Origin of the sequence: Nonomuraea africana (genome assembly GCF_014873535.1) — a bacterium.
In the GTDB taxonomy this organism is placed as follows: domain Bacteria; phylum Actinomycetota; class Actinomycetes; order Streptosporangiales; family Streptosporangiaceae; genus Nonomuraea; species Nonomuraea africana.
The window spans coordinates 9,371,273-9,396,005 of record NZ_JADBEF010000001.1; the positions used below are offsets into that span (position 1 = coordinate 9,371,273).

Annotated in this window: 24 protein-coding genes, 1 tRNA gene and 2 riboswitches; of the genes, 12 read left to right on the top strand and 13 right to left on the bottom strand. The window is 67.6% G+C overall.

The window, feature by feature from the left end:
* Nucleotides 1-54: 54 nt before the first annotated feature.
* The 5 genes from H4W81_RS44830 to H4W81_RS44850 form a co-directional block, all read right to left on the bottom strand.
* Nucleotides 55-705 carry a response regulator transcription factor gene (locus tag H4W81_RS44830; RefSeq protein WP_192780358.1) on the bottom strand — a complete coding sequence of 217 codons (651 nt, stop codon included), beginning with the start codon at nt 703-705 and terminating at the stop codon, nt 55-57.
* Nucleotides 702-1,856, bottom strand: coding sequence for a sensor histidine kinase (locus H4W81_RS44835; protein WP_318782464.1), 1,155 nt, complete (start codon nt 1,854-1,856; stop codon nt 702-704). Before H4W81_RS44835 ends, H4W81_RS44830 begins: the two co-directional genes overlap by 4 nt.
* 262 nt (nt 1,857-2,118) lie before the next feature.
* Complete coding sequence (locus H4W81_RS44840) at nt 2,119-2,688, bottom strand: hypothetical protein (RefSeq protein ID WP_192780360.1); 570 nt, start codon at nt 2,686-2,688, stop codon at nt 2,119-2,121.
* 28 nt (nt 2,689-2,716) lie between these two features.
* The gene (locus H4W81_RS44845; protein WP_192780361.1) at nt 2,717-3,241 is read right to left on the bottom strand and encodes a hypothetical protein; all 525 of its coding nucleotides are present in this window, start codon (nt 3,239-3,241) and stop codon (nt 2,717-2,719) included.
* Nucleotides 3,238-3,846, bottom strand: a complete 609-nt coding sequence (locus tag H4W81_RS44850) for a DUF6286 domain-containing protein (protein ID WP_192780362.1) — start codon at nt 3,844-3,846, stop codon at nt 3,238-3,240. The genes H4W81_RS44845 and H4W81_RS44850 overlap by 4 nt, the downstream gene beginning before the upstream one ends.
* A gap of 100 nt (nt 3,847-3,946) precedes the next feature.
* On the opposite strand from H4W81_RS44850, the gene H4W81_RS44855 reads away from it, so the two are divergent.
* Nucleotides 3,947-5,134 carry an amino acid deaminase/aldolase gene (locus tag H4W81_RS44855; RefSeq protein ID WP_192780363.1) on the top strand — a complete coding sequence of 396 codons (1,188 nt, stop codon included), beginning with the start codon at nt 3,947-3,949 and terminating at the stop codon, nt 5,132-5,134.
* Between the two features lies 1 nt (nt 5,135).
* Here H4W81_RS44855 and H4W81_RS44860 read toward each other — a convergent pair whose 3' ends face one another.
* Entirely contained in the window at nt 5,136-5,465 is a 330-nt protein-coding gene (locus H4W81_RS44860) for a DUF3618 domain-containing protein (protein WP_192780364.1), read from the bottom strand.
* A gap of 91 nt (nt 5,466-5,556) precedes the next feature.
* On the opposite strand from H4W81_RS44860, the gene bcp reads away from it, so the two are divergent.
* The 8 genes from bcp to H4W81_RS44900 all read left to right on the top strand — a co-directional run bounded on the left by bcp (nt 5,557) and on the right by H4W81_RS44900 (nt 12,559).
* Nucleotides 5,557-6,030: a thioredoxin-dependent thiol peroxidase gene (gene bcp, locus H4W81_RS44865; protein WP_192780365.1), complete on the top strand. Its 474-nt coding sequence runs from the start codon at nt 5,557-5,559 to the stop codon at nt 6,028-6,030.
* A gap of 90 nt (nt 6,031-6,120) precedes the next feature.
* Nucleotides 6,121-6,204 (top strand) — tRNA-Leu (locus tag H4W81_RS44870).
* Between the two features lie 49 nt (nt 6,205-6,253).
* Nucleotides 6,254-6,351: riboswitch (glycine riboswitch) on the top strand.
* A riboswitch (glycine riboswitch) is annotated at nt 6,352-6,446 on the top strand.
* Between the two features lie 33 nt (nt 6,447-6,479).
* Nucleotides 6,480-7,565, top strand: a complete 1,086-nt coding sequence (gene gcvT / locus H4W81_RS44875) for a glycine cleavage system aminomethyltransferase GcvT (RefSeq protein ID WP_192780366.1) — start codon at nt 6,480-6,482, stop codon at nt 7,563-7,565.
* Nucleotides 7,562-7,951, top strand: coding sequence for a glycine cleavage system protein GcvH (gene gcvH / locus H4W81_RS44880; protein WP_192780367.1), 390 nt, complete (start codon nt 7,562-7,564; stop codon nt 7,949-7,951). Before gcvT ends, gcvH begins: the two co-directional genes overlap by 4 nt.
* Before the next feature lie 57 nt (nt 7,952-8,008).
* Nucleotides 8,009-9,385 carry an L-serine ammonia-lyase gene (locus H4W81_RS44885; RefSeq protein WP_192781427.1) on the top strand — a complete coding sequence of 459 codons (1,377 nt, stop codon included), beginning with the start codon at nt 8,009-8,011 and terminating at the stop codon, nt 9,383-9,385.
* Nucleotides 9,386-9,686: 301 nt separating this feature from the next.
* Complete coding sequence (locus H4W81_RS44890) at nt 9,687-9,857, top strand: type II toxin-antitoxin system Phd/YefM family antitoxin (protein ID WP_318782465.1); 171 nt, start codon at nt 9,687-9,689, stop codon at nt 9,855-9,857.
* Nucleotides 9,858-10,041: 184 nt separating this feature from the next.
* Nucleotides 10,042-11,523, top strand: coding sequence for a class I adenylate-forming enzyme family protein (locus H4W81_RS44895; RefSeq protein ID WP_192780368.1), 1,482 nt, complete (start codon nt 10,042-10,044; stop codon nt 11,521-11,523).
* A 19-nt stretch (nt 11,524-11,542) separates the two neighbouring features.
* Nucleotides 11,543-12,559 carry an FkbO/Hyg5 family chorismatase gene (locus H4W81_RS44900; RefSeq protein ID WP_192780369.1) on the top strand — a complete coding sequence of 339 codons (1,017 nt, stop codon included), beginning with the start codon at nt 11,543-11,545 and terminating at the stop codon, nt 12,557-12,559.
* A gap of 18 nt (nt 12,560-12,577) precedes the next feature.
* Here the strand turns inward: H4W81_RS44900 and H4W81_RS44905 are convergent, their stop codons facing one another.
* A complete protein-coding gene (locus H4W81_RS44905) occupies nt 12,578-13,441 on the bottom strand; it encodes a DUF72 domain-containing protein (protein WP_225959088.1) in 864 nt (287 codons plus the stop codon).
* Between H4W81_RS44905 and H4W81_RS44910 the strand changes: the two genes are divergently transcribed.
* Together H4W81_RS44910 and H4W81_RS44915 are read left to right on the top strand one after the other, a co-directional pair.
* Nucleotides 13,440-14,948, top strand: a complete 1,509-nt coding sequence (locus tag H4W81_RS44910) for a recombinase family protein (protein WP_192780370.1) — start codon at nt 13,440-13,442, stop codon at nt 14,946-14,948. The two genes, H4W81_RS44905 and H4W81_RS44910, sit on opposite strands and share 2 nt — an antisense overlap.
* 857 nt (nt 14,949-15,805) lie before the next feature.
* On the top strand, nt 15,806-16,627 hold the full coding sequence (locus H4W81_RS44915) for an alpha/beta hydrolase (protein ID WP_192780371.1): 822 nt from the start codon (nt 15,806-15,808) through the stop codon (nt 16,625-16,627).
* On the opposite strand, the gene H4W81_RS44920 is transcribed toward H4W81_RS44915, so the two are convergent.
* The 6 genes from H4W81_RS44920 to H4W81_RS44945 form a co-directional block, all read right to left on the bottom strand.
* On the bottom strand, nt 16,624-17,964 hold the full coding sequence (locus H4W81_RS44920) for an NsdA family TPR-like regulatory protein (RefSeq protein WP_192780372.1): 1,341 nt from the start codon (nt 17,962-17,964) through the stop codon (nt 16,624-16,626). The two genes, H4W81_RS44915 and H4W81_RS44920, sit on opposite strands and share 4 nt — an antisense overlap.
* Before the next feature lie 971 nt (nt 17,965-18,935).
* The gene (locus H4W81_RS44925) at nt 18,936-19,715 is read right to left on the bottom strand and encodes an alpha/beta fold hydrolase (RefSeq protein ID WP_192780373.1); all 780 of its coding nucleotides are present in this window, start codon (nt 19,713-19,715) and stop codon (nt 18,936-18,938) included.
* A 9-nt stretch (nt 19,716-19,724) separates the two neighbouring features.
* Complete coding sequence (locus tag H4W81_RS44930; RefSeq protein WP_192780374.1) at nt 19,725-20,417, bottom strand: gamma-glutamyl-gamma-aminobutyrate hydrolase family protein; 693 nt, start codon at nt 20,415-20,417, stop codon at nt 19,725-19,727.
* Complete coding sequence (locus tag H4W81_RS44935) at nt 20,414-21,178, bottom strand: 3-oxoacyl-ACP reductase (protein ID WP_192780375.1); 765 nt, start codon at nt 21,176-21,178, stop codon at nt 20,414-20,416. The genes H4W81_RS44930 and H4W81_RS44935 overlap by 4 nt, the downstream gene beginning before the upstream one ends.
* Before the next feature lie 15 nt (nt 21,179-21,193).
* Complete coding sequence (locus tag H4W81_RS44940; protein ID WP_192780376.1) at nt 21,194-22,537, bottom strand: aldehyde dehydrogenase family protein; 1,344 nt, start codon at nt 22,535-22,537, stop codon at nt 21,194-21,196.
* Nucleotides 22,534-23,892: a glutamine synthetase family protein gene (locus H4W81_RS44945; RefSeq protein WP_192781429.1), complete on the bottom strand. Its 1,359-nt coding sequence runs from the start codon at nt 23,890-23,892 to the stop codon at nt 22,534-22,536. Before H4W81_RS44945 ends, H4W81_RS44940 begins: the two co-directional genes overlap by 4 nt.
* A 74-nt stretch (nt 23,893-23,966) precedes the next feature.
* Here H4W81_RS44945 and H4W81_RS44950 point away from each other — a divergent pair, with 74 nt between their 5' ends.
* Nucleotides 23,967-24,671, top strand: a complete 705-nt coding sequence (locus H4W81_RS44950) for a FadR/GntR family transcriptional regulator (protein WP_192781430.1) — start codon at nt 23,967-23,969, stop codon at nt 24,669-24,671.
* The last annotated feature ends 62 nt before the right edge of the window (nt 24,672-24,733 follow it).

Below are 24,733 nucleotides of genomic sequence, written 5' to 3' on the forward strand. Positions count from 1 at the left end.
GGCATTCCGTGGGCCTTGAGGACGGACTTCGTGTCACACCTCAGATGACCCGGGTCAGCCTTTCGGCCGATCCGCCGGCACGATCAACCCCGCCTCGTACACGTAGACCACCACCTGCGCCCTGTCGCGCAGCTCGAGCTTGGCCAGCACCCTGCCCAGGTGCGTCTTCACCGTCGCCTCCGCCAGGGCGAGCCGCTCGGCGATCTCGGTGTTGGACAGCCCCCTGCCCACCAGCAGCATGACCTCGCGCTCGCGCGCGGTCAGCAGGCTGCCGTCGGGCAGCCGGTCGGTGGTGAGGTGCGCGCCGAACCGCTCGAGCAGCCTGCGCGTGGCGCTCGGCGCCATCACCGCGTCGCCGTTGTGCACCGAGCGGATCGCGCTCACCAGGTCGGAGGGCGGCACGTCCTTCAGCAGGAAGCCCGACGCCCCCGCCTTGATCGCGGAGTAGGCGTACTCGTCGAGGTCGAAGGTGGTCAGGATCAGCACCTTCGGCCCGTCGATCCTGCGGGTGGCCTCGACGCCGTCCATGACGGGCATGCGCACGTCCATCAGGACGACGTCGACGTCGGTGGTCTCGAGCCGCTCCAGCGCCTGGAGGCCGTCGCCCGCCTCGGCCACCACCTCGATGTCGGGCTGGGCGGCCAGCACCATCTTGAACCCGGCCCGCAGCAGCTCCTGGTCGTCGACCAGCATCACCCTGATCATGCCGCGACCGGCAGCCTGGCCAGTACCTCGAAGCCGCCGCCCGGCCGGGGCGCGGCCTGGACGGCTCCGCCGTACATGGAGACGCGCTCGCGCATGCCGAGCAGACCGTGTCCGTCGGGGCTGCGCGGTGCGGCGGCGCCCCTGCCGTCGTCGGTCACGCGTACCACGAGCTCGTGCATGCCGTACTCCATCTCCACCAGGGCGCGCGCCCCTGGGCCGCCGTGTTTGAGGGTGTTGGTCAGAGCCTCCTGGACGAGCCGGTAGATCGCCAGCTGCTCGCCCTCCGGCAGCTCCTGCGGGACGCCGGTCACCCGCAGGTCCACCGGCAGGCCCGAACCGCGCACCAGCTCCTCCAGCTGCGCGAGCCCCGGCTGCGGGGTGTAGTCGGCGGCGCCCGAGCCGTCCTCCCTCAGCACCCCGACCATGCGCCGCATCTCCGCCAGCGCCTGCCTGCCGGTCTTCGAGATCGCCCGTACGGCCCTGCGCGCCTGCTCGGGATCGCTGTCGATGGCGTAACCCGCCCCGTCGGCCTGGACGATGATCACGCTCACGTTGTGCGCGACCACGTCGTGCAGCTCCCTGGCGATCCTGGCCCGCTCGGCGGCGGCGGCCATCCTGGCCTGCTGGTCACGCTCACGCTCGGCCCGTGCCGCCCGCTCCTCCAGGCCTTCGAGGTAGCGGCGGCGGGTGTTGGCGTACAGGCCGGTGAGCCAGATCGTGAGCGTGAAGACCGTGCAGCCGAAGAACATGCTGAAGGTGACGGAGTCCCAGTGCACGAGGGCCAGGAAGACGCCCAGCTCCGCCACCAGGCCGGCGGCGAGCGCCCATCTGAACGGGCACCTGGTGGCCACGGAGTAGAGGGCCACCAGCACCGCGGCGTTGGCGGGAAAGGCGTCGACGGCCGCCAGCCACTGGAAGAAGCTGATCAGGGAGACGATCGCGAACACCACGCGGGGGTGGCTGCCCCGCCAGAACAGCGGCACCAGCAGCGCCGTCGACAGCGCCAGATAGCCGGCGAGGCCGAGGGGAGCAAGGACGGGGGCGGTGTAGCTGGTGGCGGTCATGACGCACAGCCCGATCAGCGGCATCAACCACAGGGCGTCCACGACCATGGGGTGGCGCTGGGACCAGGCGCGAATCTTGCCGAACACGCCCATCACTCTATGGAAGGCCGCACTGTCCCTCCTTCCCCCTGGAGGTGGAGGCCGGTGTACGACCCAGGTCGCACGCCACGTTTACGCGGTGTTTATGGGCTATGCGGCATTGTTCGGCAGTGGGAGCGCCCTCTGGGGCGAGTAAAGGGAGATCGTGATGGCGGATCATGATCACGCCGCTGGGTCGCGCGGTGAAGAGGAAGCACCGCGCGACCCAGACCCTGAGAGCGCCCCACCATCCGCTTCCAGGTGAGGCCCCCTACCGGCAGACGCCCACGGGACGGCCCGAGACGGGATCGAGGTCGACCCCGATCGGAGCCTCGTCGGGCAGGTGCACCTCCACCCTCCCCGCGCCGGCCCACCGGATCAGGTGGAGCTCGTCCTGCTCGATCTCGAAGCCGGGACAGTCGAGCGGCCACTCGCGGCTGAGCAGCCCCTCGTCCGAGCGGACGCTGAGCACGACGCTGGAGTCGAAGAAGCGCGGTTGCTCCTGCACGCGCACGCTGAACCTGCCAGGGCCGTCCACGAAGCCCATCTCGGTCGGGACGAGGACGGACCACCTGAACCCGATCTGGAGCCAGCAGAGGATGCCCACCACCGTCACGGCCACGACCACGGCTCTGGCCCAGCCGACGGGCCGCACCAGCTCCCTGACGCCCAGGCCGCCGAGCAGGATCGCGGTCACTCCGAGGAGCACGGGGTGGAAGAGCGTGTCGTTGAGCAGGACGAGATCGGTGTCGGCCAGCAGGGTGACGGCGACCGTGGAGCCGAGGACGAAGGCCACCGAGAGGTGGACGAGGGCCGGCACGGGCCTTCGGGACAAGGGCATGAGGACATGCTGCCAGCGCACCCGATCTTCATGAACCCCTTCGCGGGTTCGCGGGTCCGCGGCGGACGTGGAGGCGCACCAGCGCGCCCATGCCCTCCGCGCCCACGTCACGCCTGATCCTGCCGACGATCTCCTTGTCCAGCTTGCCGACCAGCGCCCCCACGTCGGCGGTCGCGGGGCAGGTCACCGCGATCCGCATCCGGTCGCCGCCCACCACCCGCACCTTGGTACGGCTGATGCCCTCCATGTCCTTGAGGCCGACGCAGAGCAGCGCCGTGCCCGTGCCGGAACGGTGGCCGAGACGGCCCCAGCCGAGCGCCATGAGCAACCACCTGACGGTGACCATGGCGGCCAGGACCAGCGCCAGCGCGCCCGCCCACGAGATCCACGGGTGGGCGGCGAGGTAGGCGGCGACGTCGATGTCCAGGACCCTGGCTTCCTTGGCCTGGGGCAGCCGTCCCGTGCCGCGCAGGAAGGTGTAGGCGCCGCCGCCGAGCAGGACGACGCCCACGACGGACAGGCCGATCCTGTTGCCCGCGTACTGCCGCATCATCGACTCCTCCTGCGCAGCCGCACCACGACCTCGCCCGCGCAGATCGCGCCCAGCCCGTTCAGCCGGTCGCCGACGGCCGTGCCGGTCCTGCGCAGCATCGCGCCCGTGCGCTCGGCGTCGGAGATGACCGTGACCTCGATCAGGCGGCGGCGCAGCCGTACCCTGACGCTCTGCACCCCGTCGACGTCCTCGGCGACGGTCCTGAGCGTGCGCCGCAGTCCCGATTTGGTGATGCCGATGACCAGCCGGGGATCGGAGGTCTCCAGCGCCACCAGCCTGGCCCGGCCCGGCAGCACCGCGAGCCCGAGCAGCACCAGCCCCAGTGCCCCGGCGACCAGCGCGCCGGACAGCAGGGTCGGATGCGACCACCGGGTGTCGGCGGCCAGGCTCGCCACCTTGTTGATCGGCATCACGCCGAGCCTGCCGCCCAGCAGCGCGGCGACGACCTCGGCGGCGGTCAGCGAGAGGGCTGCCGCCACCGTGGCGGCGACCGCGACGCCTGCGGGGGTTCGTGCGGGTTTGAGCACTCTCGCCGCCCTGCGGCGGGGCGTGTCCCTTTCGGTCAGGGTGGCTCCGCCAGGCAGGAGCTCCTGGAGTGTTGTCATCACACCGTCCAGAGGTACAGGGGCATGCCCGGCCATAAAGCCTTCCTCGCCGCCGGTTTGCGGGATCTTTGCTGGCTAGTATCGGTATTACGCTGCTGATATGGACGACCGCCAGCGCTACGACCGGGCCACCGCCGAGCTCGATCCGCCCTTCGCGATTCTCGACATGGAGGCGTTGCGGGCCAACGCGGAGAGCCTGGTCCGCAGGGCGGGCGGCAAGCCCATCAGGGTCGCGAGCAAGTCCGTCAGGTCGCGTCCGGTGCTGGAGCGCATCCTGGCCATGGAAGGCTTCCGCGGCGTGATGGCCTTCACCCTGCCCGAGGCGCTGTGGCTGGTCTCCTGCGGCTTCACCGACGTGCTGGTCGCCTACCCGACGGCCGACCGGGCGGCGCTGGCCCGGCTCGCCGCTGCCGAGCACGCCGCGCGCGAGATCACCATCATGGTCGACTCCGCCGAGCACCTCGACTTCATCGAGTCGGCCGTGCCGGTGAACAGGCCGCCGCTGCGCCTCTGCGTCGACGTCGACGCCGGTTACGTCGCCTTCGGCGGGCGCTTCCGCGCGGGTGCCCTCCGCTCGCCGGTGCGCGAGCCCGCGCACGCCGCCGACGTGGCGGCCGACATCGCCAAGCGGCCCGGCTTCAGGCTGGTGGGCCTCATGGCGTACGAGGCGCAGATCGCCGGCGTGGGCGACGACCCGCCGGGCAACGCGGCCTTCGCCCGCGTCATCAGGCTGATGCAGGCCCGCTCGGCCAGGGAGCTGATCATACGGCGCGGCCGCGTCGTCAACGCCGTCAGGCAACTGGCCGACCTGGAGTTCGTGAACGGCGGCGGCACCGGCAGCGTCGACCGTACGGTCAGGGAGAAGGCGGTCACCGAGGTCGCGGCGGGGTCGGGCTTCTTCCACCCGAGGCTCTTCGACTTCTACCGCCGCTTCAGCGGCCGCCCCGCCGCGCTGTTCGCGCTGCCGGTGGTCCGCCGTCCCGCGCCGGACGTGGTCACCGTGCTCGGCGGCGGCTACCTGGCCTCGGGGGCGCCGGGGCCCTCGCGGCTGCCCCAGCCGTACCTGCCCGCGGGGTTGCGCTACTCGGCCGACGAGGGCGCGGGCGAGGTGCAGACACCGCTGCTCGGCCAGCCCGCCGAAGACCTGCGCGTGGGCGACAGGGTGTGGTTCCGCCACGCGAAGGCGGGCGAGCTGTGCGAGCGTTTCGCCGGCCTGCTGCTGGTGGAGGGCGACAAGGTCGTCGAGGAGGTCCCGACCTACAGGGGCGAGGGCAAGACCTTCCTCTGACTCAGCCTCGCCTGCGCCTCTTCCACAGCACCAGCGCCGCGCCGATCACCAGCACGGCGCCCACCGCGATCAGCGCGGGCCCGAGGCTGGGCTGCTCGTCCTCCCACAGGTCGTCGGGGTTGTCGCCGAAGCGCACCGGCCGCGGCGTGACGCCCACGATGTCGCCGACCGACGACACGAAGTGCTCGGCCCTCGACTTGACCTCTTCCACGCCGCGCTGGGCGACGCGCTTCGGGCTCACCCGGTCGGCGATGGCGTCGACGGTCTGGGCGAGCTCGGCACGCGTGCGCGCGATCCGGCGCTCCAGCTCATCGGGGTCGGTGTCGGCCATGGCTCTCCTCTCTCAGGTGATCAGTCTGTCAGGTCGCGGTGCCGGACGGCACAGCGGGCGAGGGGTAGGTTGGGCCCTCTAAGGAGGACCCGTGACCGAAACCAAGCTCCAGCCCGGCGACGCCGCGCCGGACTTCTCGCTACCCGCAGCCGACGGCGGCGCCGTCTCCCTCGACGCCTTCCGTGGCAAGCGCGTCATCCTGTACTTTTACCCCGCCGCGATGACGCCTGGGTGCACCAAGCAGGCGTGCGACTTCCGCGACAACCTGGGCCGGCTCACCGACGAGGGTTTCGTCGTGCTCGGCGTGTCGAAGGACAAGACCGACAAACTGGTCAAGTTCGTCGAACGGGACGCGCTGACCTTCCCGCTGCTGTCCGACCCCGACCTCGAGGTGCACAAGGCGTACGGCGCGTACGGCACGAAGAAGCTGTACGGCAAGGAGGTCGTCGGGGTGATCCGCTCGACCTTCGTGATCGACGCCGACGGGAAGATCGAGCAGGCGCTCTACAACGTGAAGGCCACGGGACACGTGGCCGGGCTGAAGAAGAAGCTCGGCCTCGCCTGAGGCCTGCGATCAAGCCCGCCCCTTCGGCGGGCTTGATCGCAAACGAGTATCTCCGCCGCCGCCCTGGGCGCTATTCTGAGCGGGAGTTGCGCGGGCGTGGCGAAATAGGCATACGCGGCAGGTTTAGGTCCTGTTGGTGGAGACACTGTGGGGGTTCGAGTCCCCCCGCCCGCACCTTTCCCTTGCTGGCCGAATCCGTACTAGGCTGGCCCCCAGACACCGTTGAACCCACGCGGGAGAGCGTCCTGGCAGCCGGCCATGACCCCTGAAGGAGCAAGCCCTCCCCGCGAACCTCTCAAGGCAAAGGACCGCGTGGGCCAGGTGACCTCTGGAAAGCAGGCCTGTGGGCCTCGCCGAAGGTGAAAGTCCGGCAAATTCGGGCGAAGCTCTCAGGCACCGATGACAGAGGGGGAGGATCCTGGCATCCGACCCATTCTGAGGTGCGCACCATGTCCCGACCGACGCCGCTGCGAGACATCCACGAGAGTCTCGGCGCCACGCTGACCGACTTCGCCGGCTGGCTGATGCCGCTCCGCTACGGCAGCGAGTCCGCCGAGCACAACGCCGTCCGCGAGCGGGCCGGGCTGTTCGACCTGTCGCACATGGGGGAGATCTTCGTGACCGGGCCGCAGGCGGGCCAGGCGCTCGACTACGCCCTCGTCGGCCACCTCTCGGCGCTGGCCGTCGGCCGCGCCCGCTACACGATGATCGTGAACGAGCAGGGCGGCGTGCTCGACGACCTCATCGTCTACCGGCTCGGTGACGAAGAGTTCATGGTGGTCGCCAACGCCTCCAACTACCCGATGGTCGCCGCGCGGCTCACCGAGCGCGCCTCCGGCTTCGACGCGGCCGTCGAGGACCGCTCCGACCAGTACGCTCTCATCGCCGTCCAGGGCCCCAAGGCCCAGGAGATCCTGGCCACGCTCACCGACGCCGACCTCGAGGGCCTGAAGTACTACGCGGGCCTGCCCGGCACCGTCGCCGGCGCCGAGGCGCTGATCGCCCGCACCGGCTACACCGGCGAGGACGGCTTCGAGCTGTTCGTCGCCAACGCCGACGCCGCTCCGCTGTGGCACGCGCTGACGAAGGCCGGCGAGCCGTACGAGTTGCTGCCCGCCGGGCTGTCCAGCCGCGACACCCTGCGCCTCGAGGCCGGCATGCCGCTGTACGGCAACGAGCTCAACTCCTCGCTCACGCCGTTCGACGCCGGCCTCGGCCGCGTGGTGAAGTTCGACAAGCCGGGGGACTTCGTCGGCAGGGCCGCGCTGGAGCCCATCAAGGATGTTCCGCCGCGCCGCCGCCTCGTCGGCCTGGTCGCGACGGGCCGCCGGGTCCCGCGTCACGGGTACCCGGTCACCAAGGACGGTGTCGTGGTGGGCGAGGTGACCAGCGGCGCCCCGTCGCAGACCCTCGGTAAGCCGATCGCGATGGCGTACGTGGACACTGGGATAGAAGAAGGTCTGGCCGTTGACATCCGGGGCAGCCAAGAGGCTGTGGACCTGGTGGAGCTGCCTTTCTACAGGAGGAACAAGTGAGCACCATCCCTGACGACCTGAGCTACACCAAGGAGCACGAGTGGGTCGCCGGACTCGACGACGGCCTGACCGTGACCGTGGGCATCACCGCCTACGCGGCCGAAGCGCTGGGTGACGTGGTCTACGTGCAGCTTCCCGAGGTCGGCGCCACCGTCGAGGCGGGCGACTCGATCGGCGAGGTCGAGTCCACCAAGTCGGTGAGCGAGATCTACGCCCCGGTCAGCGGCGAGGTCGTCGAGGTCAACCAGGCCGTCGTGGACAAGCCCGACCTGGTCAACAGCGAGCCGTACGGCGAGGGCTGGATGTTCCGCGTCCGCCTTGAGGGCGACCCCGAAGACCTGCTGAGCGCGGAGGAGTACACCGCGCTCACCTCTGGCGACAACTGACACACTCCGCCGGGGTCCAGCCAGGACCCCGGCATGTCCGAGAGTTGGGCTGCATCAATGGCGATCAGCGTCTTCGATCTCTTCAAGATCGGTATCGGCCCGTCGAGCTCCCACACCGGCGGCCCGATGGCCGCCGCGCACAAGTTCGCCCGCGGCCTGCGGGCCGACGGGCTGCTGGAGCGGACCGCCCGCGTCGAGGCCATCCTGTACGGCTCGCTCGGCCTGACCGGCAAGGGCCACGGCAGTGACAAGGCCGTCCTGCTCGGCCTGTCGGGCGACAAGCCCGAACTCGTCGACGTCGACACCGTCGAGGCCCGGCTGGCCGAGATGCGCCAGGCCGGCCGCATCACGCTGATGGGCGAGCACGAGATCCCCTTCGTGGTGGGCCAGGACCTGGTCTTCGAACGCAAGATCTCGCTGCCCGAGCACCCCAACGGCATGCGCTTCACCGCTTTCGCCGCCGACGGCGCACCGCTGCGCGAGAAGGTCTACTTCTCCGTCGGCGGCGGGTTCGTGGTCGACGAGAACGCCACCGGCGCCGACCGGATCAAGCCCGACGACACCGTGCTGCCCTACAGCTTCACCACCGCCGAGGAACTGCTCAAGCACTGCTCCAACACCGGGTTGTCGATCTCGGGGCTGATGCTGGAGAACGAGAAGGCCTTCGGCCGCACCGAGCAGGAGATCCGCGAGGGGATTCTGACGTTGTGGCGGGTGATGTCGGAGTGCGTGCGGCGCGGCATCGCCAAGGAGGGCGTGCTGCCCGGCGGGCTGCGCGTCAAGCGGCGGGCGCATCAGTTGCATCGCAAGCTGCAGGCCGAGTCGGCCGAGCGGGATCCGTTGCACGCGATGGACTGGGTGGGCCTGTACGCGCTGGCGGTCAACGAGGAGAACGCGGCGGGCGGGCGCATCGTCACCGCGCCGACCAACGGGGCGGCGGGCATCATCCCGGCGGTGATGACCTACTGCGCGAGGTTCGTGCCGGGCTTCGACGACGACGGGGTGGTCCGCTTCCTGCTGACGGCGGCGGCGATCGGGGTGTTGTTCAAGGAGAACGCCTCCATCTCCGGCGCCGAGGTGGGCTGTCAGGGCGAGGTCGGCTCGGCGTGTTCGATGGCGGCGGCGGGGTTGACGGAGGTGCTGGGCGGCACGCCGGAGCAGGTGGAGAACGCCGCGGAGATCGGCATCGAGCACAACCTCGGGCTGACCTGTGATCCGGTGGGCGGGCTGGTGCAGATTCCGTGCATCGAGCGCAACGCGGTGGCCTCGATCAAGGCGATCGCGGCGGCGCGGATCGCGATGCGGGGCGACGGGCAGCATTTCGTGTCGCTGGACAAGGCGATCAAGACGATGCGCGACACGGGGCGCGACATGCTCGACAAGTACAAGGAGACCTCCCGCGGCGGCCTGGCGGTCAACGTCATCGAGTGCTGAAAGGCGTCGTCCTCACAGGGGGGCGCTTCGCGCCATGGGGTCCGGGCCGTGACAGCCGGGCCCCGGCGAGGGAGAACCCTCGCGCTCCCCATGTGGCTGACGTCCTGCGCTCTCGCCGAGGTGGGACCTCCCTGAACCTATGCACCTCGGCGCCACTTGTGCACTTCACTTGTGAGGTGGCCTTTGGTGGGTTGTGCCACTAGAGAAAAGGGGGGCTTGTGTCCATCACTGCCAGCGAGGCTCGCAGTCGCCTGCTCTCTCTTATCGAAGAGGTCAACAACACCGCACCGCCGTCGAAATCGTGTCAAAGAGCGGTAACGCCTACCTCGTCGCCGCAGAGGAATACGAAGCTCTTCAGGAAACCGCCCACCTGCTGCGCTCCCCGGCCAACGCGCGCCGGTTGATCAGGTCCTACCATGAGGCCCTCGAAGGGCGGCAGGAGAAGCATGATCGTGGGGCGAGACACAGGTGACCGTCCACCAAAGAGATCTCGGGCGTAGGCGTTGGTCTGAACAGCGGCTAGCCAGGAGATGAACGGCGGTCGCCGCCGCATCGGCGCTATTGACGGTACTCAGTCAGCCCCTGTAGAAAGCTCACGAAGATCATGAATGGGGTTGGGGAAGCGGACGTGTCCTGACGGTCGGAGGAGCTGTTTGATGACGGGCACCTACAATCTCGCCGAACGTCTCGCTCGAACCGCTCGGGACCAGGGATGGCTCGATCGCCCGGCCTATCTCGTCGAAAGCACCGTCCACCGCTACGCCGACGTCTTCGCGGGGGCCGAGCGGGTGGCCGGGTTCCTGGCCGCCTCAGGCGTACGCCGGGGTGACCGGGTGCTGGCGTCGCTGCCCGACGGCATCGAGCTGATCTGGACCATCCTCGGGACGCTCCGCCTCGGCGCGATCGTGGCCCTCGTCAACGCCGACCTCCACCCCGACGAGCTGCGGCAGACGGCCGAGCTCGCGCGGCCGAGGCTCGTCATCGCCGACCCCCGGATCGCCGACGTCTTCGACGCCGCCACGGTCACACACGACCTGATCAGGGCCGGGTCGGAGGGGGCTCCGGCGCCGGCGGCGGCCGAGTGCGCGCCCGACACTCCCGGCATCGCGCTCCTCACCTCGGGCACGACCACGGGCCGCCCCCGCCTCTGCTTCCACACGCACGGCGACCCGTACGTCTTCGACTCCGCGTTCGGCCGGGTCCTCGATCTGCGGCCCGATGACGTGAGCCTGTCCGTGTCCCGGATGTACTTCTCCTACGGGCTCGGCAACACGCTCTTCTACCCGCTGCTCAGCGGGAGCGCAGCCGTCCTGGCGGCGGAACGCCCCGCGCCCGCGGCCGCGCTCGCCGCGATCCGCGACCACGGCGTCACCGTGTTCTACGCCCAGCCCAGCTTCTACGCCAGGCTGCTCGCCGAGCCCGATCTCTCGCCGCTGGCCGGCCTCCGGATGGCCATGACGGCCGGTGAGGTGCTCGCCCCGGCCCTGGAGGCCAACCTGCGGGAGGTGCTCGGCGGACGGCTGCTCAACGTCCTCGGCACCACGGAGGTGGGGCAGGTCTTCGCCGCGAACACCCTGTCCGACGCCAGGGAGGGCACGGTGGGGCGGGTGCTGCCGCCGTTCCGGGTGCGGCTGGTCGACGACGAGGGCGAACCCGTCCCCGCCGGCGCCGAGGGGAACATGCAGGTCGCCGGGTCCACCATCGCGCCCGGCATCGGCTCCCCCTCGGAGGTTCCGCGGCACGGCGAGAGCGGCTGGTGGCCCACGGGTGACACGGCCACCATGGATGACGACGGCTACCTCCGCATCCACGGCAGAGCGGACGACATCGAGATCGTCGGCGGGCAGAACGTGCACCCCGCGGAGATCGAGGACGTACTGGCGCGGCATCCGCTCGTGCTCGAGGCGGCGGTCTGCTCGACCAGGGCCGAGGACGGCACGTCGCGGCTGCTGGCCTTCCTCATCGCCAAGGGTGACGAGGCGGATCACGCCACGATCCGCGGCGAGCTGACCGACCTGGCCAAGGAGCGGCTGACCTGGTACAAGGTGCCGGCGGAGATGATCTTCGTGGCCGAGCTCCCGCGGACCTCGACGGGCAAACTCAGCCGGCGAGAGCTTCGGATCCGGGCGGCGGGCTGACGGGCGAGGGACGGTACAGATGGCGACATACCCGCATGGACTCCGTTGCCGATTAGTCCGATCCCCCGAAGCGACGCCGTCCGGGCGGCACGTCCTCGGCCGGGTCGCCTTTCTCGGCCACCACAGTGCGCCGGCCGTCCGCGCCGGTGCTTCGGAGATCGGGATCCACCTGGTCGGCGCCGAGGTCGAACGCGTCACCGAGGTGTGGGAGACGGACTCGCCCGTCGTGTCGGGCATGTACCAGGATCTCGCCTACGCCCACGATGGCGAGTACCTCTTCTGCGCCGGTCAGGTTCCGGAGGGCGGGTCGTACCGGGAGCCGGTGCGCAACGCCTACCGGGCGGCCTTCGATCTGATCGGCAAACTCGACTATCCGCACGTCATGCGGATCTGGCACTTCATCGGCGACATCAACCGCGCCAACGCGGACGGCATGGAGATCTACCGGGACTTCTGCCTGGGCCGGGCCGAGGCGGTGGATCACCATCTCGGGCGAGCCGGCGACATGCCGGCCGCGACCGGGATCGGCGCCCTGGGCGGCGGCATCAGCTGGTACCTGCTGGCGTCCAGGAGCGGGCGGGTGCGCAACCTCGAGAACCCGCTGCAGGTTCCGGCCCCCTCCTATCCCCACCTGTACGGTCCCCGCCCGCCGAAGTTCGCGCGCGCCACGTCCTTCTCCCCGCCCGGCATCGACGGCGCCGGTGACCTCTTCGTCGCGGGCACGGCCAGCATCCTCGGTCACGAGACGGTCCACGCCGGTGACATCGCGAAGCAGTGCGACGTGACGCTCGGCAACATGGCGATGGTCATGAGCAGGGAGAACCTGCTGGCCCACGGGATCGATGACGGCCGGACGCTGAAGGATCTGCGCTTCGTCAAGGTCTACGTCCGTCGTGCGGAGGACCTCCCGGTCGTCCGCGCCGCGTGCGCGGCGGCCTTCTCCGACACGGCGGAGATCGTCTACTTCACCGTCGACATCTGCCGGTCGGATCTGCTCGTGGAGATCGAAGGCATCGCCCCGTACCCGCGATCGTGAGAGTACCCGGACGAACGCTCAGAAGAGCGTCAGCGGCTCGGCCGGCAGCGGTTCGGGCAGCGGCTCGACCTCGGGCAGCCGGGCCCGCACCTCGTCGTGGAAGCGGCGCGCGAGCACCAGCGCGTCGGCGTTGTCAGGGGTGTGGATGAACACGGTCGGCGAGCGGCCTTTACGGAGCCATTCGGTGACCGTGCCGATCCAGTGCTGCCAGCCCTCGACCGTGCGCTCCATGGAGTCGCGCCCGAGGTAGCGAACGATCGGACGGTCGGTGAGAGCGCGCGACCGGCGGGGCACGCGCGGCTTCTTCGTCCACGCGTCGCGTTCGGCGTCGCTGGTCGGCGGGCTCTGGAACAGGGCGGTGGTGTCGAACGGGATCCACTCGGCGCCGGCGCTCGCGAGAACCCGTTCGAGGAGCCGCTCGGACCGTTCGTCCTCGAAGAAGGCGCGGTGCCGTACTTCGACGGCGTATCTGTGCGAGCTCGGGAGCCGGCGCAGGAAGGCCGCCAGCGTGCCGAGGTCGGCCGGGGCGAACGAGCCAGGCAACTGCACCCAGAGGGCATGGGCTCTCGGCCCGAGCGGCTCGATCGCCTCCAGGAACGCGCGGAGCTCCTCGTCGGCGCCGGTCAGGCGGCGCTCGTGCGTGATCGGCTTGGGCAGCTTGACCACGAAGCGGAAGTCGGGGCCGGTCTGCCGCGCCCACGACTCCACCGTGCTCCTCGCCGGTGTCGCGTAGAACGTCGTGTTGCCCTCCACCGCGTCGCACCAGCTCGCGTAGGCCCGCAGGCGCTCCTCGGGAGAAAGAGGGTGGGGGAGGAAACGCCCCTGCCATGGCGTGTGCGCCCACATCGCGCATCCCACATGCAGTTTGTAGCGTGGGTTCATGAGTTTAGAAGATCGAGAACAGTCACGAAGACACCGTAGCCTGGCCAGGCTCACCCATCCAGACGAAGGCCGACGAAATCGCGATGCATGGCGCGGACAGGAAGCGGCGATTTACTGCCGCATTTCCCACGTACGTGACGAGGATCAGACAGGCGTGGACCGGCAGGAGCGGATTTGCCTCGCGACCGCTGAACGTCTCGGGCTCATAGTGAACCCCAAGAACATCTTCATCGACAACAATCGCTCCGCGTGGACGCGGGACAGGAAGCGCCCGGGATGGGATGCGCTCCTCGCTGTGATGCGCAAAGGAATCACGCACGTGATCGCCTACCATCCCGACCGGCTCATGCGTCAACCACGAGACTTAGAAGAACTGTTGACGATCTCCGATGAGCACGGGATCACGCTGCACGGGGAAGCCAATCGCCGTGACCTGTCCGACCCTGACGACAGGTTCTTTCTTCGTATCGAGGTGGCGCACGCCTGCCGATCCTCAGATGACACCTCACGCCGCGTAAAAGCTACGATGCTGGACAGAGCAAGGGACGGCAAGCCGAAAACCGGCGGCAAGCGGCGCTACGGATACGCACCGAACGCAGTGGACATCATCCCAGAAGAAGCCAAGGTAATCCGCTGGATATTCGAGAGCTTCCTCGACGGCATGACGCCGTTCCAGATGATGGAAGACCTCAACCGGCGCGGCGTGAAAACGGCTCAGGGAAAGCTCTGGCGCATCAATACCCTGCTCAACGTGATCGATTCCACTCATGTCGCCTCGATCATGGTGTTCAGAGGGAAGCAGATCGGCAAAGGGACATGGCCCGCGATCATCGACGAGGGTATGTGGCGCGAGGCGCAAGAACGCCGCACCTTCCGTTCCGCCGCTTTCAAAGAAACCCACGCACGGACCAGGTTCTACCTCCTCCGGGGGATCGTCTACTGCTCTGCTTGCGGACGCCTCATGGTCGGGAGGTCCATGAATGACGGCAGGCCCGTTTACATGTGCGGCTCGCACAGGAACCCCGACAAGTCCACTCGCTGTTTCCGCAGCATAGGCGCGATCACCCTGGAATCATTCGTCAAGGACGCAGCCATTGATCTTCTGGAACGTCTTGACATTACCGGGCGAGAGAGAGCCGCTATTCTCTCGGAAGAGGACGAAGCAGCGATAGAAGCCGAACAAGCAGAACTCTCAGAACTCAAAGACATGTGGGACAGTCGGGAGATCGACACTGCCGAATATCGTGAGATGCGAAAGGCGGTAGAGAAGCGCATCAAGAAGATCCAGGACAAGACCATAGTGCGGCCTGCCGTCGAAGTGCTCGCAGGGATGGTCGGCCCAGATGCCCACGCCACCTGGGAAGCACTCGAACAAGCGGGAAAACACGAAAGGCTCAATGCCGTACTGCGCTTTCTGTTCGCAGCGATCAGGATAAAAGCGGCCGACACACCGGCGAACGGCGTATTCGATTACGGCCGCATCGACATCGACCAGAATGACCTCTAACCAGTCTCAGACGCGACCGCAGGGGAAGCCCTTCCGCTGACCTCCGCCGATCTCCGCATACCTCCTCTGGCACGGCTGACCACGCGGCAGTTTGATTAATGCGTGCCAGATACCTCATACCCAGCCGTCAATTCGTGCGAGTCGCTTCGTGAGGAGCTGTGCTCCCTCAACATCGTGGCAGATCTTCACGCCGGTGATGGCGTGGCAGTCCTGAGTGTGTGGGTTGATCTGCTCGTATGGTGTGGAATGGTCAACGGACAACTGTGCTTCTGGTGGCGCACGGGCCGTTCCAACGAGAAGACCGGGAGGCCGGTATACGCATTCCACCCGGCTTTGGATCCATGGACGACCGCACGGCGCGTATATCGCCGCTACCTCGATGTCAGGGCCGGTAGTCATCGCCTTGCCGACAAAGTACACCAGTAGGTCGTCGGCGATGCCTACGCATGCAAGTCTCATCGACAGGGTGCGGCGTTTGGCTGCATACCATGCCACTCTGTCGCCACCACTTTCCAAGGTCCAATTCCTGGATCACTTCGCGTTGGACACGCGGAAAGATGAAGACGGATACACGGCGACTGAGCTTTATCACATCTATCTGGCCACTCGGATTTATGAGCGCAGATATCGACCTGCCGATTCGCATTGAATGGCAACGCCGCCACGGCACCACGGCTGGCCTCCGTCACTATGCGTGATCGTCTCACTGTCTCACGCCTCGCGCGCGTCTGCGCGTGTAGGCATCGAATGGGCGCTGAGACGAGACAATGAGACGATGACACTTCGTCACCACGCTTGAGCCCAAGCGGATCGTCGTCGATGATGAGGTGAACGCCAATCCAGCGAAAGGCGACACCATGATCAGCGCTCGCACCACTAGGTTTCGGAGTCTCGATGGATTGGATTTGTTCGGGACGCTTACTGTTCCCGAACATGTAGCAACCAGTCCAACTGTTCTTGTACACGGTGGTGGCGTGAATCGTGAGGAGGGTGGCTTCTTCACACGCCTTGCTGAAGGGCTGGCCCGCGCTGGCTCCCCATCTCTTCGTTTCGACTTTCGAGGACATGGCGAGAGTTCGGGAACTCAGGAAGAGCTGACCATCTCTGGTGTGGCGAACGACATTCATGCGGCTGTCACGCACGTGTGCGACGAGACGGGAAGCGCCAAGGCCAACATTATTGGCGCAAGCTTCGGAGGCGGCATCGCGGCCTATTACACGTCGCGCAATCCTGTCCTGGTGCGCCGGTTGACACTCATCAATCCTCTCCTCGACTACAAAAAGCGTTTCGTCGACGACAAGCCGTACTGGAATGATGACCGCATTAACGCGGAAGCCGGAAACCTGCTTGAGGAAAAGGGTTCGATAGAACACTCTCCAACCTTCAAGCTTGGACGGGCGCTACTCAACGAGGTCTTTCATGTCCAACCACACAAAGCTCTCAGGCATATTTCGGCGCCTACTCTGATCATTCACGGAACGCAGGACACCTTTATACCCATCGAGTCCTCTCGGAGCGCGGTCAGCATCATGTCTGGCAACGCAATATTGCTGGAAATCGATGGCGCACAGCACGGGATCGCGATCCACGATGATCCCCAGTACAGCGATCCGCAAACACAAGCATGGCAGGGCTTCGTCATCGACGAGATCGCAAAATGGCTGACGGAAGCCGACTAGCTTCCGGCTATTGAGCGCAGCTCTTGGACGGATTCCCTTGTCCGCCACCTGTCGAGCATTCCGACAAGACGGGAGACTTCCCGTGCCGTCCGGACAGAGCCTGTTTCGCGCGCCAGCGCCAGCGCCTTGATCCCTAGACCGGATGCTTCGTCAGGCTCTTGTAGGGCCGCGCATGTACCGGCCTTGAGCGACAGGAAGTATCCGTAATCTCGCCGCGAGAACGTGTCCTCAGACAGCCATTCATCGTACAGGCTCCTCGCCTGCTGATATCTTCCTGCTTCTGTGTAACAGATCGCCACCTGTGCAGCGAAGAGAGCATCGTCGTAGTGCGGCGAAATCTTTGCTGTTGAGCGCTGGCTGTCGTGCTTGGCGTTCTCCAGCATTTCGCGAGCCAAGTCGATCTTTCGATCAATGAGATCGGCTTTTCCAGACAGCATCGCTTGTGCCCTTGCTTCTTGCTGGATAGCCTCCGCACGCACACGGACAGGTATACGCCATGGCCCGTCCTGAACGGCTTCGGCGAGGGTAATCATCCGAATGGCATTCCGATCGTCCCAGGCGACCTGGCTCTTCTTCAGCAACACGTAGCCCTGCATGGCCAGGTTCCCGGATACTTGCGCCCACTCGATTGCTCGGTCGTGCCAGTAGCTGGCCTGCTCCAGCATCGCCATGTCTCGATAGAGCCATCCAGCGAATTCCGCGACCTGTGCTCCTATGCCGAAGACCTCTCTGCGGATATTTGACTTGGCTTCGGTTCCTGATCTTTCTACAGCGGCGAGCAGCCCGAGAACTATGGGGAGGGTTTGTCGTGGCCCGAACCGTCCATCGCGGTCGGCGCAGAACTCGAGTTGCCTGCCGAAGTAGTGCACAATGTCGCGGTCGGTGTAGCGATGCGCATCCAGCAGCATGGCGGATATGTGTCTGAGCTCATCCAGCCCCAAAGCTGGGAACGTCAGGGAGGCCAAGCCTCCCATCAGGAGACTGCGTCGTGTCGAGTCCATTCCTTCACGATCATTCTCGCGTGGTGCGCTGTTTGTGATCTCGGTGGCTTGAATGTCATCGGCGAAGAGTTCGTCTCGATCCATCTGGAATGCGCGCGCGTAAAGCATGCTGTAGAGCGCGCCGGGCATGGCCGATCCCGATTCCCAAGCCCTGATATTTCGGCAAAGGCTTTCTCGTTTGGGTAGTTGAGTTCGGGTTCTTTCGTCGGCTGCTTCCACGAGCGCGATAGCCATATCCGTCTGTGACCAGAGATTTGATTCTCGTTTGGTCCGTAGCCGAATGGCCCATGGCGGAATGCGGGCGGGCGACCCTTGATCATCCTGGTTCTCTGCCATGTGAGTACCCGAGACGCGAGAGGGAAGACGTTGATCCCTACCGTACGCCAGTCTCTCCGGGATGTGCAGGTGATCCTGAGGCTCCAGGAGTCGCTCAGGGTCGCGGCGAGGACCAATGCAGGCACCAATGCCCCGATGGCACGTTTGGGCCCTCCACGCGCGTTCAGAGGGCCTGCGGGACGGGAACAGTCGCGAGTGCGGCGTATCCGGATATATCGAAGGGCGACCTGAAGGGAGAGGCGCGCCGCATGGCTGATCATCACGGACGGTGATCGTCCACGTCCACCAGCCTCGCGCGCGCCTGCACGCGTTGGGATCGTATTCGTCCGTGGACGAAGACGAAGACGATCACGCAGCGTAGCGCAAGGGTCCCTGCGGCAAACGGAAGGGGGAATGCCCAACAACTCTCTCACCTGGGAGGGAGGTGATATCTGACGAATTCCACAAACGACAATGGATCAATCGAGGAGGCGACCGCCTGTCGGCGGACTGAACGAAGAAACGAAGCGCAGCGCGCGTTCCACTTGAGACGAGTGACCAGCACATTCAGAACGTCCATAAGCCAGGAAGGAGCACGTCGTCTGGCGCGACTGTTGACCATTGAAGAAACGAACGAACGATGAAACGAAACGGGATCCTGTGAACGACGGCAGGATCCCGTTCTCGTTGACAAGCGGAGCGATGGCCCGAATGTCACCTTCCGTGACTCCTTCGGGCCTCGTGCATGTGCACGTGCACGCCGTGAATGTGGCCCTTACGTGCAGACGCGCGTGGCGCGTGCACATGCACAACTCGGGATGACGGTCACTCTTCGTAAGATTCGACTGAGGGCATTGATGATCTTCCGCGCTCCCGTAGATGGGACCCTCAACCGACTGTTCACGACAACCTTGCAGGTCAGAACCCATGCTATGAGTAGCGTTTGACCCATCCCACATGAAGCCGCATGGACTCGACGCTACCGAAGGCGCTCATCCGGCGAGGAACCCGCTGACCGCGGCCAGCCAGGCGTCCGGCTGGTCGATGTGGGCCATGTGGCCCGCCTCCTCCAGGATCACCGCGCCGGTGCACGGGGTCCGGCCGGCCAGCGTGGCCGGGAAGATCATGTCCTGCCGGGCGTGCAGCAGGAAGAGCGGGAGGCCGCGCAGCCGCTCCACCGGATCGGGGTAGCGGGCGGAGGGGAAGCGGCCGCTGCGGTACGGCTCCAGATAGCTGGCGGTGAACCTGACCCGCTCCAGGCGCTCCAGGTAGGCGGTCAGGAGCTCCTGGTTCCACACGTTGAGCGGCGCGGCGGCGAAGGCCTCGGCGCGGGTGAGGGCGGGGCCGTCCAGCGGGGAGGTGTCCCAGACCGACGGGTGGGCCTTGGCCCTGCGTTCGTACTCGGCCCAGCCGGCGAAGGCGTCGGGGGGAACGGGCAGGACACTGCTCGAGGCCACGATCAGGCGTCTGACCAGGCCGGGCGCCTGGACGGCCAGCCGCTGGGCGATCAGCCCGCCGTACGAGAAGCCGAGGACGTCGACCGGCGACGAACCGATCAGTTCGACGAGATCGGCCACCATCGCGTCGGGGGTGAGCGGCTCGGCGGCGGGGGAGCGGCCGCAGCCGCGCAGGTCGGGGAAGAGCAGGCGGCGCTCGCCGGCCAGCCGGTCGAGCGGCTCGACGAGGTAGCTGTGGTCCCAGTCGGGGCCGCCGTGGACGACCAGCAGCGTGCTGTCCGGCGGCCCGGCGAACTCCTTCACGTGCAGGCGCATCAGGCGAGGCTAACCGGCGGCGCCGACAAGAGCGCGGAACAGCGAGCCGTCCTCCGCGGCCTCGGGATGCCACTGGGCAGCCACGGCGAAGCGGTGTCCCGGCAGCTCGACCGCCTCGATGGTGCCGTCGGCGGCGTGCGCGGTGGCCTGCAGCCCGTTGCCCAGGCGGCGGATCGCCTGGTGGTGGTAGTGCGGGACGGTCAGCGTGTCACCGCCCACGATCCCCGCCATCCGGCTGCCCGGCGTGACGCTGACCGGCAGGTGCCCGAACTCGCCGGGCGCGGGCGCGTGCCCGGAGTGCCCGACCACGTCGGGCAGGTGCTGGTGCAGGCTGCCGCCGAGCGTGACGTTCAGGACCTGGAGCCCCCTGCAGATGCCCAGGAAGGGAAGCTCCGCCTTGAGCGCCGCGTCCGCCAACACGAACTCCGCCGAATCCCGAAATTTCCGGATGAATCCGGTGCGCTCGTGTGGCGTCTCCGCGTACCGCGAGGGGTCGATGTCGCCCCCGCCCGCCAGGATCACCCCGTCGAGCCGGTCCACGACCGAGGCGAGGTCCCCGGCGGGCGGCAGGATCACCGGCTGCCCGCCCGCGCGCACCACCTGCTCCACATACATGTACGGCAGCAGCGCCGTCGTCATGTCCCACACGGTGAAACGCGCGGGCTCGACATAACAGGTGATACCGATTAGCGGTCTGGTCATAGCGGTGTAACGTATGCGCCCGAGATGCCGCCGTCGACCAGGAACTCCGCGCCCGTGATGAACGAGGCGTCGTCCGAGGCCAGGAAGGCCACCGCCGCGGCGATCTCGCTCGCCTCGGCGAAGCGGCCGACGGGGATGTGCACCAGGCGGCGCTGGGCGCGTTCGGGGTCCTTGGCGAACAGCTCCTGCAGCAGCGGCGTGTTCACCGGGCCGGGGCAGAGGGCGTTGACCCTGATGCCCTCGCGGGCGAACTGCACGCCGAGCTCCCTCGACATCGCCAGCACGCCGCCCTTGGAGGCGGTGTAGGAGATCTGGCTCGTGGCCGAGCCCATCACCGCGACGAACGAGGCGGTGTTGACGATCGAGCCCTTGCCCTGACGCCGCATGTACGGGATGACGTGCTTGCAGCACAGATAGACGGAGGTCAGGTTGACCTCCTGCACCCGGCGCCAGGCGTCGAGACCGGTCTCCAGGATGGAGTCGTCGTCGGGCGGGGAGATGCCGGCGTTGTTGAAGGCGATGTCGACGCTGCCGTAGGTGTCGAACGCGGTCTGGTACATCCTGACCACGTCGTCCTCGCTGGTGACGTCGGCCCGCACGAACAGCCCGCCCACCTCGTCGGCGGCCTTGGCGCCGGTGGGCTCGTCGAGGTCGACGCAGACCACCTTCGCGCCCTCCTCGGCGAACCTGCGCGCGGTGGCCAGGCCGATGCCGCTGCCCGCGCCGGTGATCACGGCGACGCGGTCCTGCAAACGCTGCATATGTGTTTCTCCCGGTCAGTCGGTGGCGATGAAGACGTTCTTGGTCTCGGTGAAGGCCGCCAGCGCGTCGGGCCCGAGTTCCCTGCCCAGCCCCGACTGCTTGAAGCCGCCGAACGGGGTCCAGTAGCGCACGCTGGAGTGGGAGTTCACGCTCAGGTTGCCCGCCTCCACCGCCCTCGCGACCCTGAGCGCGCGGCCCACGTCACGCGTCCAGATGGAGCCGCTCAGGCCGTACGGCGTGTCGTTGGCGATGCGCACCGCCTCGGCCTCGTCGGCGAACGGGACCACGGACACCACCGGACCGAAGATCTCCTCGGTGAAGGCGCGGTCGGTGACGGCGGAGGTGAGCACGGTCGGCGGGAACCAGAAGCCGGGCCCCGACGGGCACGAGCCCTGCAGGTAGGGGCTGCCTTCGACGAAGCCGCGCACCCTGTCGAGGTGCTCGGCGCTGATCAGCGGACCCATCTCGGTGCTCTCGTCGAGCGGGTCGCCGACCTTGACGCCGTGCACGGCCCGCGAGAGGAGGCCGAGGAAGTCGTCGTGGACAGCGGCCTCGACCAGGATCCTGGATCTGGCGCAGCAGTCCTGGCCCGAGTTGTCGAAGACCGCGTAGGGAGCGGTGGCGGCGGCCTTCTCCAGGTCGGAGTCGGCGAAGACGATGTTGGCCGACTTGCCGCCCAGCTCCAGCGTGAGGCGCTTGACCTGCGTGGCGCACGTGGCGGCGATCTGCTTGCCGACCTCGGTGGAGCCGGTGAACACGATCTTGGCGACGTCCGGGTGCTCGACGAGGCGGGCGCCGGCGACCTCGCCCGCTCCGGGCAGCACCTGCAGCACTCCCTCGGGAAGCCCCGCCTCGAGGGCGAGCTCGGCCAGTCTGAGGGCGGTCAGCGGCGTCCATTCCGCCGGCTTGACGATCACCGTGTTGCCCGCCGCGAGCGCGGGGGCGACTCCCCACGTCATGACGACCATCGGGAAGTTCCACGGCACGATCACGCCGACCACGCCCAGAGGTTCCTGGAAGGTGACGTCGATGCCGCCCGCGACGGGGATCTGCAGGCCGTGGTTGCGCTCGGGCGCTCCCGCGTAGAAGTGCAGCACGTCGCGGACGTTGCCCGCCTCCCAGCGGGCGTTGCCGATCGTGTGGCCGGCGTTGGCGACCTCCAGCCGGGCCAGTTCCTCCGCGTGCGCGTCGACCTGCTCGGCGAAGCGCCTGAGCAAGCGGGCGCGGTCGCCTGGCGAGACCTGCCGCCAGGTGTGGAAGGCGGTTCTGGCACGCTCCACGGCCCTGTCGATCTCCGCCGCTTCGGCGAATGCGACCTCGGCGACCACGGTCTCGGTCGCCGGATTGATGATCTTCAAAGTCTCTCGAATCCCCTGAACAGTTCCCAGTCCGTCACCGCCGCGTCGAAGGCGGTCAACTCGACGCGGGCGTTGTTGGCGTAGTGCGCCACCGCGTCCTCGCCGAAGCTCTCGCGGGCCAGCTTCGACCCTTCCCACAGTGCCAGCGCGTCACGCAGCGTGTGCGGCACGGTCTCGGCGCCGCTGGTGTAGGCGTTGCCCGTGTACGGCTCCTCCAGCGGCAGTTCGTGGTCGATGCCGTGCAGTCCGGCCGCGATGAGCGCGGCCACCGCGAGGTAGGGGTTCACGTCGCCGCCCGGCACCCGGTTCTCCACGCGCAGCGAGGGGCCGTGCCCCACGAGACGGAGCGAACACGTGCGGTTATCCACACCCCACTTGATTGCGGTAGGGGCGAAGCTGCCTGGCACGTACCGCTTGTAGGAGTTGATGTTCGGAGCGTAAAGGAGGGTGAGTTCCCGCAGGCAGGCGAGCTGCCCGGCGATGAACCTCGCTCCTGTCTCCGACAGTCCGTACGGCTGGCTCCCGGCCATAATGGGCGAGTTGTCCACAGACCTCAGCGATATGTGGATATGACAGGAATTGCCCTCGCGCTGGTTCGGCTTGGCCATGAAAGTGATCGACTTGCCCTCCTGGGCGGCGATCTCCTTGGCCCCGTTCTTGTAGATCGAGTGGTTGTCGCACGTGCGCAGCGCCTCGTCGTAGCGGAAGGCGATCTCGTGCTGGCCGAGGTTGCACTCGCCCTTGGCCGACTCGACGTAGAGCCCCGCGCCCTCCATCTCCAGCCTGATGCGGCGCAGGAGCGGCTCGATGCGGGCGGTCCCGAGCAGGGAGTAGTCGACGTTGTAGAGGTTGGCGGGCGACAGGTCGCGGTAGCCGCGCCGCCATGCGTCCTCGTAGCTGTCGTCGTAGACCACGAACTCCAGCTCGGTGCCCACGTAGGCGGCCAGGCCGCGCTCCTCGAGCCTGGCCAGCTGCCTGCGCAGGATCTGCCGGGGGGAGGCGGTCACGTCGGAGCCGTCCTCCCACTGGAGGTCGGCCATGAGCAGGGCTGTCCCCTCCTGCCAGGGAATACGCCGCAGTGTGGAAATATCGGGCTTCATCACGAAATCCCCGTATCCGCGCTCCCATGACGACATCTCGTAGCCACTGACGGTGTTCATGTCGACATCGACGGCCAGGAGGTAGTTGCATCCTTCTGACCCGTGGTGTAGCACCTCGTCAAGGAAGAATCTGGCGGAGAGCCGCTTGCCCTGCATCCGGCCCTGCATGTCCACCAGGGCCAGCAGGACGGTGTCGATCCGTCCCGCCGCCACTTCGTCACGCAACTCGTCGATCGAAAGGAAGCCACCTGCCACAGTCACCCTCCCGCGTTATTGGGCTAGTGTTAGACCATTGGCAAGTCCGAGTCAAGGGGGTGGCCTTGAACCCGCTGACGGTGTTGCGCCCGGTGCGGGCCGGCAACGCCTTCGAGGAGACCGTGGAACGGCTGCTCCAGGCGATCAAGCTCGGCATGGTGGCCCAGGGCGAGAAGCTCCCTCCCGAGCGAGAGCTCGCCGTCCAGCTGGGGATCAGCAGGGTGACCCTCCGCGAGGCCATCCGCGCGCTGCAGGAGGCCGGCTACCTGGACGTACGCCGAGGGCGCTACGGCGGCGCCTTCGTCACCTACGCCCCGCCGCCGCCGGGGAGCGGCGACCTGCGCCAGGCGGTCGCCGACATGGGCACCGACTCGCTCGCCGACGCGCTCACCTTCAGGATGGCGGTGGAGTGCGGGGCGGCCCAGGTGCTGGCCACCACCCCGCTCGGCGAGGAGCAGCGTGCCCTGCTCCTCGGCCGGCTGGCCGACCTGAACGCGGCGCGCCCCGACGAGTACCGCCGCCTCGACACGGCCTTCCACCTGTCGATCGCCGAGCTGACCGGCTCCGCGCTCCTGGCCGCCACCTGCGCCGACGCCCGTCTCCGGGTCACGGACCTGCTCAACGCCATCCCAATGCTGCAGGTCAACATCGAACACGCGGCCGCCCAGCACGAGGCCATCGTCGCCGCGATCCTGGCCGGAGACCCGGACGGGGCGCGCAGGGCGGTCGCCGAGCACCTGGAGGGCACCGCCGCCCTCCTGCGCGCCTTCCTCGCGTGAACCGTCGCCGGTTCCCGAGACTCCGTTCCGCGATCGCCTGCCCGATGCGGAGCCAGGCGCCG

Coding starts and splice junctions, on each gene's coding strand:
- H4W81_RS44830 (WP_192780358.1), bottom strand. CDS start 705: ATGATCAGGGTGATGCTGGTCGACGACCAGGAGCTGCTGCGGGCCGGG.
- H4W81_RS44840 (WP_192780360.1), bottom strand. CDS start 2,688: ATGCCCTTGTCCCGAAGGCCCGTGCCGGCCCTCGTCCACCTCTCGGTG.
- H4W81_RS44845 (WP_192780361.1), bottom strand. CDS start 3,241: ATGATGCGGCAGTACGCGGGCAACAGGATCGGCCTGTCCGTCGTGGGC.
- H4W81_RS44850 (WP_192780362.1), bottom strand. CDS start 3,846: ATGACAACACTCCAGGAGCTCCTGCCTGGCGGAGCCACCCTGACCGAA.
- H4W81_RS44855 (WP_192780363.1), top strand. CDS start 3,947: ATGGACGACCGCCAGCGCTACGACCGGGCCACCGCCGAGCTCGATCCG.
- H4W81_RS44860 (WP_192780364.1), bottom strand. CDS start 5,465: ATGGCCGACACCGACCCCGATGAGCTGGAGCGCCGGATCGCGCGCACG.
- gcvT (WP_192780366.1), top strand. CDS start 6,480: ATGTCCCGACCGACGCCGCTGCGAGACATCCACGAGAGTCTCGGCGCC.
- H4W81_RS44885 (WP_192781427.1), top strand. CDS start 8,009: ATGGCGATCAGCGTCTTCGATCTCTTCAAGATCGGTATCGGCCCGTCG.
- H4W81_RS44895 (WP_192780368.1), top strand. CDS start 10,042: ATGACGGGCACCTACAATCTCGCCGAACGTCTCGCTCGAACCGCTCGG.
- H4W81_RS44900 (WP_192780369.1), top strand. CDS start 11,543: ATGGCGACATACCCGCATGGACTCCGTTGCCGATTAGTCCGATCCCCC.
- H4W81_RS44910 (WP_192780370.1), top strand. CDS start 13,440: ATGAGTTTAGAAGATCGAGAACAGTCACGAAGACACCGTAGCCTGGCC.
- H4W81_RS44905 (WP_225959088.1), bottom strand. CDS start 13,441: ATGAACCCACGCTACAAACTGCATGTGGGATGCGCGATGTGGGCGCAC.
- H4W81_RS44915 (WP_192780371.1), top strand. CDS start 15,806: ATGATCAGCGCTCGCACCACTAGGTTTCGGAGTCTCGATGGATTGGAT.
- H4W81_RS44920 (WP_192780372.1), bottom strand. CDS start 17,964: ATGGCAGAGAACCAGGATGATCAAGGGTCGCCCGCCCGCATTCCGCCA.
- H4W81_RS44925 (WP_192780373.1), bottom strand. CDS start 19,715: ATGCGCCTGCACGTGAAGGAGTTCGCCGGGCCGCCGGACAGCACGCTG.
- H4W81_RS44930 (WP_192780374.1), bottom strand. CDS start 20,417: ATGACCAGACCGCTAATCGGTATCACCTGTTATGTCGAGCCCGCGCGT.
- H4W81_RS44935 (WP_192780375.1), bottom strand. CDS start 21,178: ATGCAGCGTTTGCAGGACCGCGTCGCCGTGATCACCGGCGCGGGCAGC.